Consider the following 12,397-nt stretch of genomic DNA (forward strand, 5'->3'; position numbering starts at 1 on the left):
GCCGCCTTCGCGTCTCCCGCGCTCGCTATGCCGGATTGCAGTCCCGCCGTGCCGCGCGGTTCACAGCTCGCGCAACGCCCGCGACGGCCGCACCGACATCAGCGGGATCGACCCCGCCAGCCCGATCCCCAGCGTGATCAGCGCCCCGCCGCCCAATGTCGCCAGCACCACGAACCAGTCCGGCGCCCAGCCGAACTCGAACACCTGCACGATCACATACCAGGCCGCGCCCATGCCGAGCAGCAGCGACACCGATGCCAGCACCGCGGCCAGCAATCCATATTCCAGCGCCTGAGTCCCGAGCACCTGCACCCGCGTCGCGCCCAGCGTCTTGAGGATCACGCTGTCATAGCTGCGCGCCTGTCGCGACGCCACGATCGCGCCGATCAGCACCGCGATCCCGGCGAGGATCGCGATCGAGGCCGCCGCGACGATCGCGCTCGACATCTGCTCGAGGATGCCGCCGATCTGCCCGATCACCTCGCTCACCGCGATCACCGACGCGCCCGGGAACGCCGCGAGCAGCGCCCGCGTCACCGCGCCATCCTTGCTCGGCGGCATCGTCACCGTCGCGGTCAGGCTGTGCGGCGCGCTTTTGAGCGTATTGGGCGAGAAGACGAGGACATAGTTGAACCCCATCGTGTCCCAATTGACTTTGCGCAGCGACGCGATCTTCGCCTCGATCTCGCGCCCCAGCACGCTGACGGTCATGCTGTCGCCGACACCGATATTCAGGATTCGCGCCGCCTCGGCATCGAGCGACAGCAAGGGTGGGCCATCATAGCCGGCCGGCCACCATTTTCCGGCCACCAGCTCGCTGCCCTGCGGCACGGCCGCGCTATAAGTCACCCCACGCTCGCCGCGCAGGAACCACGCGCCCTCGGGCCGCTCCTTCATGTCGGCGACTCGCTTGCCGTCATAGGCGACGATCGTCCCGCGCAGCGCCGGTACGATATTGAGCTGCGCGCCCTTCGCCTCGCGCGTCATCAGCGCCTTGAACCGCGCCTCCTCGGTCGATGGCACATCGAGCACGAACAGGTTGGGCGCCTTTTTGGGCACGGTCCGCTCGATCTCGGCATTCAGGCTCGTCTGGATTCCCGCCAGCGTCACGAACAGCGTCAACGCCAGCCCCAGCGCGACCACCAGCGCCGACGTCTGCGCGCCCGGCCGATAGAGGTTCGCCAGCGCCAGCCGCAGTAATGGCCGCTTCGGCCGCGGCACCCGCCGCGCGATCCGGCTCACCCCCCAGCCGAGCGCGAGCAGCAGCAACAGCACCGCCACCACCGCGCCCAGCACCGCCGCCGAGAACACCGGCTCGCGCGCGGTCAGCAGCGCCACTGCGACCAAAGCCGCGCCCGCCGCGGCGACGATCCGCGTGCTGCGCCAGTCCACGCGCCGCCGCGGATCGACCAGCGCGCGAAAGATCGCCGCCGCCGGCTGAGTCCGCGCCCGCGCCAGCGGCGGCAGGGTGAAGATCAGCGCGATCAGCAGGCCATAGGCCGCGCTCGTCGCCAGCGGCAGCGGATGCACCGCGAACCCCGGCTGCACCGGCAGAATATCCCCTGCCAGCGCGACAAGTCCCGGCGGCAGCAATGCGCCCACGACCAGCCCCACGACGATCGCCACCGCCGCCACCGCCGCGACCTGCAACAGATAAATTCGCTCGATATCGCCGGAAGTCGCGCCCAGCACCTTGAGCGTGGCGATCCCGCCGCGCTTCTGTGCGAGATAGGACGACACCCCGTTGCTCACCCCGATCCCGGCGATCACCAGCGCCGCCAGCCCGATCAGCGACAGAAACTGCCCCATCCGCTCGAAGAAACGGTTCGCGCCCGGCGCGGCGCGCTCATGATCCTTCAGGTCCCAGCCGTCGCTGCGATGCCGCTTCTCCAGATCGTCGCGCACCGTCCTGGCGTCGGCCCCGGCGGGCAGCCGCACGCGGTATTTGCTCTCGAACAGGCTGCCCGGCTGGATCAGCCCGGTGCGCCGCATGCCGTCCATCGAGACGATCGCTACGGGCCCGAGCGTAAAGCCTTCGCTCACCCGGTCGGGCTCGTCGGCGATCACGCCCGCGATGGTGAAGTCCGCCGTGCCATAGCGCAGCCGGTCCCCGGCCTTGACCAGCAGCCGCTCGGCCAGCGCATTGCCGATCAGGATGCGGTCCGCGGGCAGGGGGGCATAATTTCCGCCCTGCAACGCCAGCGTGCCGTACAGCGGATAGGCGCCATCGACGCCCTTCAATTCGGTCAGCACCGCTGCCGGTCCATCCGCCTTGCCATCGGTCCGCTGCGCCATCGCGCGCATGCGGATCGTCTCGCTCACCGTCCCCAGCCGCCGCAGCTCGGTTTTTTCCGCGGCGCTCGCCTCGCGTTGAGTCATGCCGACCTCGACATCGCCGCCGAGCAGCACGCGCCCGCGTGCCGCCAGCTCGCTCGTGATCGACGAGGTCAGGCTGCCGATCGCCGCCAGCGTGCCGACGCCGAGGAACAGGCACACGAACAGCAATCGCAGTCCGCGAAACCCGGCATGCAGGTCACGCCGCGCGATCCGCCAGCTTGGCGCCCAACCCAGCGTCACGCGCTACGCTCGCTCACGATCCGTCCGTCCGACATCTCGACCACGCGCTGGCAGCGCTCGGCCAGTGCCGGATCATGCGTGATGATCAGCAAGGTCGCGCCCGCCGCGCGGTGCCGCTCGAACAGCAAATCGGTGACCGAACCCCCGGTCGCCGCATCGAGATTCCCGGTCGGCTCGTCGGCGAACAAGATGTCGGGCCGCGGGGCCACCGCGCGCGCAATCGCCACGCGCTGCTGTTCGCCACCCGACAGCTGCGCCGGATAATGGTGCAGCCGGTGCCCCAGCCCCACCGCGACCAGCTCCGCCTCGGCCCGCGCAAAGGCATCCTCGGCGCCCGCCAGCTCGAGCGGCACCGCGACATTCTCCAGCGCGGTTATTGTCGGCAGCAGGTGGAACGCCTGCAACACGATCCCCACGCGCCCGCGCCGCGCCCTGGCCAGCTCGTCTTCGCTGAGCTTGCCATAATCCACGCCGCCGACCCGCACGCTGCCGCCGCTCGCCTGCTCCAGCCCCGACAGCACCGCCATCAGCGACGACTTGCCCGACCCCGACGCGCCCAGGATCGCGATGCTCTCGCCCTTGGCGATATCGAGGTCGATGCCCTTCAAAATCTCGACCGGCGCGTCGCGCGTGCCGAGCGACAGGGTGACATCGCGGGCGCGGATCGCGATATGGTCCGCTTGGGCGGGTGCATGCATGAAGGAAGGAAGCTCCTTGAGGACGTTCTGGACATATGGAGTGGCTTTGGCGCTTGTCCACCTCGCGGCGGCATGTTCGCCCGCCACGCCCGATCCGCAGCCCTCCGCGACGCCCACTGCCACCGCCGCAACGCCCGCCGCCGACGGCAAATCGGTCGTCGTGTTCGGCGACAGCCTGTTCGCCGGCTATAACCTCCCGCAGGACAAGGGCTTCGCCCCGGCGCTCCAGCGCGCGCTCGCGGCGCAGGGCGTCAAGGCCGCCGTCTTCAATGCCGGCGTCTCGGGCGACACCAGCGCCGCCGGGCTCCAGCGGCTCGCCTTCACCCTCGACGGCCAGCCGCGCAAGCCCGACCTCGTCATCGTCGGTCTCGGCGCCAACGACATGCTGCGCGGCCTGAACCCGGCCGACACCCGCCGGAATCTCGACTCGATCCTCGCCGAGCTCAAGAAGCGCGAGATCCCCGCGATGCTCACCGGCATGGTCGCCTCGCCCAACATGGGCGCCGACTACGCCCGGCAATTCAACGCCATCTATCCCGATCTCGCGAGGCAATATGACGTCCCGCTCTATCCCTTCTTCCTCGATGGCGTGATCACCGACCGTGCGCTGCTGCTGCCCGACGGCATCCATCCCAATGAGAAGGGCGTCGAGAGAATCACCGCCGCGGTCGTCCGCGTGGTCGCCGCGCGCCTCGCAAAGTGACGGGTGCGGAGACGAAACGTTCCCGCGTCGCGCCAGAGCGGAACTTCGGCCGATAGAAATTGTTGCGCCGCATGGGCCTCGCCTGAGATATTGTTGCGCGACTACGCCCGGTCGCTTTCGTTCAGTGAAGGAATATACGCATGGCGCTGACCCTCGCTCACGATCCTCGCCTGTTTTCGATCGTCACCATTGCCGAAGCCGGTATGCGCCCGCCGGCATGGGAATCGCGGCTGCGCTGGCCGGAGACGGGCGATGCGCACATCGCGCTCGAGATGAATCGCCCGCGCCGCCAGAGCGTGTGGGCGACTCAGCTCGACGATGCCGTGATGCAGGCCGACCGCGCGGTGCTGTTCGTGGCCGAAGGCGTGGGCTGCTTCGCCGCGTCATGGTGGGCGCGGCTGTCGCCGTCGCATTATGTTTCGAAGGTCGCCGGGGCGCTGCTGCTCGACCCGGTCCAGCCGCCGCACGAGGCCGACAAGCGCCAGATGTTCGCCTCGCCCGCGGTCGCGCTGCCGTTCCCCTCGCTGGTGCTGACCGGCGATGATCGCGACGCGCTGCACGATCCCGCGCTCGATGCGCATATCGACGCCTGGGGTAGCCGCCTGCTTGCCGGCGGGCGTCAGCGCAGCATCGATCAGGCGGGCGACCCGCGCGCCTGGCACAGCGCCCAGCGCCTCGTCCGCCGCATCAGCCGCGCGGTCATCGCCAATGACATCCGCCGCGCCCGCGCGCTGCGCGGTGAGGGCGGCTGACCCGCGCACTGCCGCAAAAGTGATCGCGGTCCCCGCAACTTCGGGGTCTGCCCACGCGCCGTCCGGATAGCATCGTAGCGGCACGGAGAGGGGCAGAACCGATGATCGATCGCCGGACATTGCTGGGCGGAGCGCTGCCCGTCGCACTCACCCTCGCCGGATGCGCGCCGCGCGCCGCGCGAACCCGGCCGCCGGGTGACCTCTTCTTCATCGGCTCGAACGGCACGACGCTGCACGCAGCCCGGCTCGACGCAAGGGCGGGTGAACTGCGCATGATCGGCCCCGTCGCCACGCTCAGCAAACCGACCTGGGCCCTTCTGCACCCGCGCTTGTCGATGCTGTACGTCGCCGATCAGGGCGCGGCCGGGCAGGTGGTGGCGTTCCGCATCGATCTCGCGAGCGGCGGCCTGACCAGAGCGGGCGCGGCACCTGCAGGAGGCGGGACGACGCATCTCGCGATCGATCCGCGCGGACGCGCCCTGCTCGCGGCCAATTATGCCGAAGGGTCGGTGGCGAGCATCGCAATCGGCCCGGACGGATTTCCCGGCGCGCGGATTTCAACCATCGCCGCCAGCGGCTCCGGCCCGCATCGCCGTCAGGCGAGTCCGCACGCGCACGGCGTCATGCTCGACCCCTCGGGCCGCTTCGCGCTGGTCGCCGATCTCGGTACCGACCGGCTGTTCGTCTATCGCTTCGATCCGCGCACCGGGGCGCTGGCCGATGACGACGTCGCCCGCCACCTCATCCTGCCGTCCGGCAGCGGCCCGCGGCACTTCGCTTTCCACCCCAATGGCCGCATCATCTACCTGCTCGGTGAACTCACCGCCGACATTTTCGCAATTCGCTGGGATGCGCGCGTAGGCAGGGCGACGTTGTTCCAGACGCTCCCCGCCAACGCGCCGGGCTTCACTGGCGCCAGCACCGTGTCCGAAGTCATGATCAGCCGCGACGGACGCTTCGCCTATGTCGCCAACCGCGGCGATTCGACGATCGTGGTCCACGCGATCGACCCGCGCGACTTCACGCTCCGGCCGATCCAGCGCATTGCGTCGGGCGGCAATTATCCCTGGGACTTCCGCATCCACGCCGGCGGCCGCTGGATGATCGTCGCCAACGAACGCAGCGACCTGCTCACACTGCTCGCAATCGACCCACGCAACGGCATGCTCACCGCCACCGGCAAGTCGCTGGCGGTGCCCAAGCCGGCGAACATCACCTTCGCCAACGCGGGCTGACCCGCGCCGCGCGCACGCGGCACCAGGCCGCGCGCACACTCTTCGATCCGCAAACTCGATAATTGATAAACTTTCGATTTTCTTCGAATGAACCGATGAATGCGGAGCGAGGATTGTTCATGGCGAAATCAATCGGCGCCGAGTGCCGGTCACACAACGCGCGCGTCCGAATTCCGCATCTGTTGTCCGCGATTCTCGCGCTTTTGGCATTCAACCCGGCAGCTGGCACGGCCGCCGCAACAGGCGATGTGCAGCGGCCGCGTGTCGTTGTGCTGACCGATATCGAGAACGAGCCGGACGACGCGCAGTCGCTTGTCCGGTTTCTCACTTACGCCAATCAGTGGGACGTCGACGGACTCATCGCAACGACATCCGTTCATCTGCCCGACCGTGTCGCGCCGGACCGAATCCGCCGCATCGTGCAAGCTTATGGCAAGGTCCGCGGCAATCTCCTCAAGCATGAGGCTGGCTTCCCCAGCGAGGCCCAACTGCTCTCGGTTGTCCGTGCGGGCCGCCCGCTCTTTGGCCTGAAGGCGGTGGGCGAGGGTCAGGATTCGCCCGGCTCGCAACTGCTGATCGACACGGTCGACAAGACCGATCCGCGGCCGGTTTGGGTCCTGGTGTGGGGCGGGCCCAACGTGCTGGCGCAGGCGCTGTGGCGAGTGGAGCGCGACCGCTCGCCCGCGGAGCTGGCCCGGTTCGTCGCGAAGCTTCGAGTCTATACGATCTCCGACCAGGACGACAGCGGCCCCTGGATCCGCAGCAAGTTTCCGGGCCTGTTCTACATTGCCAGTCCCGGCGTGCATGCCGGCGCCGCCTATCATGCCTCGACCTGGAGCGGCATCAGCGGCGACCGGTTCCACGGCCGGTTCGTCGGCGCCGACTTCGCCATCGTCGACAATCCCTGGCTCGACCGGAACGTGCGCGCCAAGGGACCGCTGGGCGCCGAATATCCGCATACCGAGTTCATCATGGAGGGCGACACGCCGTCCTTCCTGTATCTGATCGGGAACGGCCTCGGCAGCCCCGAGCATCCCGATTGGGGCAGCTGGGGCGGCCGTTATGAACACTATCAGCCGCGCACCCGAAAATGGTTCCTTCAGTCCGAGACGCGCGCTTTCTGGGCCGATGCGGAAGACGAGGTGCTCGGTGCCGACGGCCAGTGGCACACCAGCAACAAGGCAACCATCTGGCGCTGGCGGCAAGCGTATCAGAATGACTTCGCCGCGCGCATGGACTGGACGATCAAGCCGTACAAGCAGGCCAATCATCCCCCGGTCGTGCGCCTTGGCCACGCCGACCGGTTGACGGCGAGGCGCGGCGAGACCATCCGGCTGAGCGCCGCGGGATCGTCGGACCCCGATGGCGACCGGCTCGACTATCGCTGGTTCCATTATCCTGAGCCGGGCACCTTCACCGTCTCGTCAGGCAAGGTCGGCGTGCCGATCGAAATCGCGACCGGCGCGGCCGGCACGGCGGACGTGACGATCCCGACGGCGCGAGTGCTGCGCAACGGCACGCTGCACCTGATCCTGGCCGTCAGCGACAGCGGCAGTCCGAGCCTGACTCGCTATCGCCGGGTGATCGTCGACGTGACCGGCTAGAAGGGGGAGCGCGCCCTAGCGCCAGAAATGCGTGATAGCCCGGAACGAAGCGATTGCGGCTCCAAAGCCGTGAATGCCATTCCGCCTGTTTGGATTTCTTGGTCGGGGCGACAGGATTCGAACCTGCGACCCCCACACCCCCAGTGTGATGCGCTACCAGGCTGCGCTACGCCCCGACCGAGGGAGCGGCCTCTAGGCCCGCGGCGAGCCCGATGCAAGGGGGTAGGGGCGACCCGTTGCCGATCCGCCGCGACGTCGGGTTTGTTGCCTTTCGGCAACGGGCCGGCAATGGTTGCACGCCCGGGACACGCATGGTAGCGCCCGCGCCTTGAACCCGGGGGCATGCGCCCCCACCATTTCAGGCCACATCACAGGCCCGGGGAACCATGATCATCTCACCAGCATATGCACAGGCCGCAGGCGGCGCAGCTCAGGCAAGCCCGATGGGCGGCATCATGGGCATCCTTCCGCTCGTCCTGATCTTCGTCGCTTTCTACTTCCTTATGATTCGCCCGCAGCAAAAGCGGATGAAGACGCTTCAGGCGTCGATCGCGTCGATCAAGAAGAACGACACCGTCGTCACCGCCGGCGGGCTGGTCGGCAAGGTGGTGTCGGTCGACGACGTCTATGCGCAGGTCGAGATCGCGCCGACCGTGAAGGTCAAGGTGGTCAAGGCGACCATCGTCGAGGTCCAGCCGCTCGGCGGCAAGCCGGCGAACGACTAAGCAATGTTGGACTTTCCGAAGTGGAAGGTGTGGGCGGTCTGGGCATCGATCGCGGTCTGCCTGTTGCTCGCCATTCCCAGCTTCGTGCCCGAAAGCGCGCGCGCGAAATGGCCCGGCTGGATCCCTCAGCCCGTCGTCAACCTCGGCCTCGATCTGGCCGGCGGCAGCTCGATCCTGCTCGAAGCGGACACCGCTGACCTCGCCAAGACGCGGCTGTCGGCGAAGCGCGACGAGATCGAGACCGAGTTCCGCCGTCAGGACCCGCGGATCGACATCGGCGACATCTCGATGCGCGACGGTGTGATCAGCTTCATGGTCCGCGACGTGACCAAGGTCGACGCTGCGCGCGAGCGGTTGCTCCAACTCACCGGCAGCGGCGCCGGCATGACCGGCCAGCGCGAATGGACGATCGAGGTACGCGACGGCACGCGCTTCGTCGTCACCCAGACCAAGGCCGGGCTCGAGCAAGCGGTCAAGCAGGCGATGGCCGACGCGCGCGAGGTGGTCGATCGCCGCATCAACGCGCTCGGTACGCTCGAGCCGACGATCGTGCTGCAGGGCGCCAACCGCATTCTCGTCGAGGTACCGGGGCTCAAGGATCCGGAAGCCTTGAAGGCGCTGCTCGGCAAGACCGCGCGGCTCGAATTCAAGCTGGTCGACATCAACGCCAACCCGGCCGATCTGGCCAAGGGCAATGCGCCGATCGGCAGCGAGATTCTGCCTTATCCCAACGCGCCGGGCGGCATCCCCTATGTGGCTTACCCCACGCAGCAGGGGCACCAGCCGCAGATCGCGCTCAAGCGTCAGACGATCGTCAGCGGCGATCAGCTGATCAACGCCAATCAGGAATATGACCAGCAGCAGCAGGTCGTGGTCGGCTTCACTTTCGACGGGCAGGGCGGCCGCCGCTTCGCCCAGGCGACGCAGCAGAATGTCGGCAAGCCGTTCGCGATCATCGTCGACGGCTCGGTGATCTCCGCGCCCAACATCAACGAGCCGATCCTCGGCGGCCGCGGCCAGATTTCGGGCGGCTTCACGGTCGAGAGCGCCAACGAGCTCGCCATCGCGCTGCGTTCGGGCAAGCTGCCGGTCGCGTTGAAGGTGGTCGAGGAACGGACCGTCTCGGCCGAGCTCGGCGAGGAATCGATCCAGAAGGGCATCATCGCCGGGATCGTCGGCACGCTCGCGCTGATCCTGTTCATGCTGCTCACCTATGTCCGCTTCGGCGTCTATACGACCGCGGCGCTGGTGGTGAACGCGATCATGATCTTCGGCATCATGGCGTTCTTCGGCGCGACGCTGACGCTGCCCGGCATCGCCGGCTTCGTGCTGACGATCGGCGCGGCGGTCGATGCCAACGTGCTGATCAACGAACGCATCCGCGAGGAGCAGCGCATCCGCAACCGCGCCGCCGTCTCGTCGGTCGAGTTCGGCTACAAGGAAGCCAGCCGCGCGATCTTCGACGCGAACATCACCAACGTCATCTCGGCGGCGATCATGTTCGTGTTCGGCTCGGGTCCGATCCGCGGCTTCGCGGTCGTGCTCGCGATCGGCATCGTCACCTCGGTCTTCACCGGCGTCACCTTCACCCGTCTGCTCGTCGCGGACTGGTTGAAGCGCAACCGGCCGAAGTCGATCAATATTTAAGGGCCGGAAATGCGTCCGCTCAAGCTCGTCCCCGACAACACCAACATCCCGTTCCTGAAATGGCGGAACGTGGCGATGGGGCTGTCGCTGCTGCTCATCATCGGCTCGATCGCGCTGTGCGTGGTCAAGGGGTTCAACCTCGGCATCGATTTCATCGGCGGCCAGCAGACCCGCGTCACCTTCACCCGGCAGATCGACGTGCCGCAGCTCGGCGAGCGCATTCAGGCGCTCGGCGTGGGCGAGGCGACGATCCAGCAGATCGGCCAGACCAGCGAATATTCGATCCGCACCCCGCTGCCCGAGGGCGGCGAGGAAGCGGCGAACAAAGCGGCCAGCGCGATCCGCGCGGCGGTGCTCAAGGACTATCCCGGCGCGCAGGTCGGCGGCGCGCAGAGCGTGTCGGGCAAGGTCTCCGAAGAGCTGTTCCGCAACGGCGCGATCAGCCTGACGCTCGCGATGATCGCGATCGCGCTCTACATCTGGTTCCGCTTCGAATGGCAGTTCGGCGTCGGCGCGCTGTTCGCGCTGTTCCACGACGTCGCGCTGACGCTCGGCTTCTTCGCGCTGACCCAGCTCGAATTCGACCTCAACATCGTCGCGGCGGTGCTGACGATCATCGGCTATTCGCTCAACGACACCATCGTCGTCTATGACCGCATCCGCGAGAATATGCGCAAATACCGCAAGATGGGGATGGAGGAGCTGCTCAACCTGTCGATCAACGAGACGCTGTCGCGCACCGTCGTCACCTCGCTCTCGATCGGCATCGTGCTGACCATCCTGCTGGCGCTCGGCCCCGACGTGATCTTCGGCTTCACCGCGGCGATGCTGCTCGGCATCGTCATCGGCACCTTCTCGTCGGTCTATGTCTCCGCCGCGATCCTGCTGTGGCTGCGCCTCAAGCCCGACAGCTTCCTGCCCAGGGAAGTCGCCGGGCCGAAGGGCGTCGAAGGCGCCGAGCGGGTGTCGTTCAAGGACATGCCCTGATGCGGATGGACCGGTCCCGCGTCGAGGGACCGGTGGTGTCGGGGTTCAGCGGCCGCGGCTTCCGCGTGGACGAGAATGTCTATGAAGGCCTGTTGTTGACACCCAGCCGCGCTGAGGGCTGGTCGCCGCCGCCGCTCGACACGCTGACCCCGGCCGACTTCGCGCCCTTGCTCGCGCTGGATCCACCGCCCGAATTCCTCCTGCTCGGCACCGGCCAGACACTGCGCCGCCCGCCGCCCGCGCTCGAGGCCGCGCTGCCGTTCGGGATCGAAGTCATGGACAGCCGCGCCGCCGCGCGCGCCTGGGGCGTGTTGCGTGCCGAGCTGCGCTGGATCGCCGCCGCGCTCTATCCGCTCGACTAGCGCGCGTTTGCCAGCGTCCAGGCGACGCGCACTTGTCCCAAGAACACCGGCGCATAGCTGCGCAGCTCCGCGCTCGCCGCCCGGTCATATTCGCGATAGCGCGACTGCGCGCCCAGCGCCCCCGCCGCTGCCGCGCGCAACTGCGTCCGCGCCTCGGCCCCGCGCCCCGGCAGCCGCGCCAGCACCGCGCCCAGGCTCCACGCGCCGACGATGCGGTCGCGGTCTTCGGGCAACAGGAACTTCGCCTTGATCGTCAGCGCGCGCCGGTAGAGCGCTTCCGCGCGGCTGCGTTCGCCGGCGGCAAGGTGGTTCGCGGCCAGCCCGTTGAGCAGGTTCGCCGTATCCGGATGCTCGGCTCCGAACCGCCGCTCGGCCAGCGCCAGCGCCTCGTTCAGCAAGGTCCGGCCCTGCGCCAGCAGCCGCTTGCGGTCGGCATCGGCGACCGGCATGTCGTCCGCCACCGGCAGCATAACGCCGCGCGTCGTCCCCGCGGGCCGGCGAAAGGCGAGGGGAATATCGGCGGACACCGCCATGCGATAGAAATTGAGCCCGCGATTGTTGAGCAGCACCGCCAGCGCATCCTCGGCCAGCGGCGCCGTCGCCCGCGCGATCGTGATCGCATCACGGTAGAGCAGGTCCGCGTCGAACGGCTGCCCGCGCGCCGCGCGCACCTGCGCCAGATTGTTGAGCGACCAGGCGATCTCGATATCGCCCGCCGGCGACACCGCGCGCTGGATCGTCAGGCTGCGCCTCGCGATCTGCTCGGCCTCGCCCAGCTCGCCGCGCGCCAGCAGCAGCGCCGACAGCTGCCGCAGGCTGCGCGCCGTCGCCGCATGCTGTTCGCCATGCCGCTTGAGCCGGGCATCAAGCGCCAGCCGGTAGAAGGGCTCGGCATCGGCGAGGCGGATCTGCATCGCCAGATTGTCCGCGAGCTTCTCCGCGATGTCCGCCAGCGCCGCCGCCTTTCCCTTCCGCGCGCGTTCGAACGCCGCGCGCCGCAGCGGCTCGGCGTCGCGGTAACGCCCGGCCTGTTCCAGCTCGTCCGCCCGCTCGACCGGTGCCGCAGCAATCGCCACGGTTACCGGATATGCCCCCATATCCATACCC

11 protein-coding genes and 1 tRNA gene are annotated in these 12,397 nt (G+C 68.2%); 8 read left to right on the top strand and 4 right to left on the bottom strand.

Translation table 11 applies throughout. The features are described 5' to 3' along the window. Positions 1–60: 60 nt before the first annotated feature. Both M9978_RS00115 and M9978_RS00120 read right to left on the bottom strand, forming a co-directional pair. The gene (locus M9978_RS00115; RefSeq protein WP_254290749.1) at positions 61–2,577 is read right to left on the bottom strand and encodes an ABC transporter permease; all 2,517 of its coding nucleotides are present in this window, start codon (positions 2,575–2,577) and stop codon (positions 61–63) included. Then, positions 2,574–3,275: an ABC transporter ATP-binding protein gene (locus M9978_RS00120; RefSeq protein WP_254290750.1), complete on the bottom strand. Its 702-nt coding sequence runs from the start codon at positions 3,273–3,275 to the stop codon at positions 2,574–2,576. The genes M9978_RS00115 and M9978_RS00120 overlap by 4 nt, the downstream gene beginning before the upstream one ends. Here M9978_RS00120 and M9978_RS00125 point away from each other — a divergent pair. The 4 genes from M9978_RS00125 (at position 3,274) to M9978_RS00140 (ending at position 7,569) form a co-directional block, all read left to right on the top strand. Next, positions 3,274–3,978, top strand: a complete 705-nt coding sequence (locus M9978_RS00125; protein WP_254290752.1) for an arylesterase — start codon at positions 3,274–3,276, stop codon at positions 3,976–3,978. The two genes, M9978_RS00120 and M9978_RS00125, sit on opposite strands and share 2 nt — an antisense overlap. Before the next feature lie 140 nt (positions 3,979–4,118). Further along, the gene (locus M9978_RS00130; RefSeq protein WP_254290754.1) at positions 4,119–4,730 is read left to right on the top strand and encodes an alpha/beta hydrolase; all 612 of its coding nucleotides are present in this window, start codon (positions 4,119–4,121) and stop codon (positions 4,728–4,730) included. 101 nt (positions 4,731–4,831) lie between these two features. After that, a complete protein-coding gene (locus M9978_RS00135) occupies positions 4,832–5,965 on the top strand; it encodes a lactonase family protein (protein WP_254290756.1) in 1,134 nt (377 codons plus the stop codon). Positions 5,966–6,147: 182 nt separating this feature from the next. Then, a complete protein-coding gene (locus tag M9978_RS00140) occupies positions 6,148–7,569 on the top strand; it encodes a nucleoside hydrolase-like domain-containing protein (RefSeq protein ID WP_254290757.1) in 1,422 nt (473 codons plus the stop codon). 99 nt (positions 7,570–7,668) lie between these two features. Here M9978_RS00140 and M9978_RS00145 read toward each other — a convergent pair. Continuing rightward, a tRNA-Pro gene (locus M9978_RS00145) sits at positions 7,669–7,745 on the bottom strand. 210 nt (positions 7,746–7,955) lie between these two features. On the opposite strand from M9978_RS00145, the gene yajC reads away from it, so the two are divergent. The 4 genes from yajC to M9978_RS00165 are packed head-to-tail and all read left to right on the top strand — an operon-like array spanning position 7,956 to position 11,290. Next, on the top strand, positions 7,956–8,294 hold the full coding sequence (gene yajC / locus M9978_RS00150; protein WP_254290763.1) for a preprotein translocase subunit YajC: 339 nt from the start codon (positions 7,956–7,958) through the stop codon (positions 8,292–8,294). 3 nt (positions 8,295–8,297) lie between these two features. Further along, positions 8,298–9,941, top strand: a complete 1,644-nt coding sequence (gene secD, locus M9978_RS00155) for a protein translocase subunit SecD (RefSeq protein WP_254290765.1) — start codon at positions 8,298–8,300, stop codon at positions 9,939–9,941. 9 nt (positions 9,942–9,950) lie between these two features. After that, complete coding sequence (gene secF / locus M9978_RS00160; RefSeq protein WP_254290766.1) at positions 9,951–10,928, top strand: protein translocase subunit SecF; 978 nt, start codon at positions 9,951–9,953, stop codon at positions 10,926–10,928. Continuing rightward, positions 10,928–11,290 carry an Mth938-like domain-containing protein gene (locus M9978_RS00165; protein ID WP_254290767.1) on the top strand — a complete coding sequence of 121 codons (363 nt, stop codon included), beginning with the start codon at positions 10,928–10,930 and terminating at the stop codon, positions 11,288–11,290. The genes secF and M9978_RS00165 overlap by 1 nt, the downstream gene beginning before the upstream one ends. Here the strand turns inward: M9978_RS00165 and M9978_RS00170 are convergent. Continuing rightward, a complete protein-coding gene (locus tag M9978_RS00170) occupies positions 11,287–12,393 on the bottom strand; it encodes a tetratricopeptide repeat protein (RefSeq protein ID WP_254290768.1) in 1,107 nt (368 codons plus the stop codon). The genes M9978_RS00165 and M9978_RS00170 overlap by 4 nt on opposite strands. Between the last annotated feature and the right edge of the window lie 4 nt (positions 12,394–12,397).

The sequence above is a fragment of the Sphingomonas tagetis genome (genome assembly GCF_024211275.1).
Classification (GTDB): Bacteria; Pseudomonadota; Alphaproteobacteria; order Sphingomonadales; family Sphingomonadaceae; genus Sphingomonas; species Sphingomonas tagetis.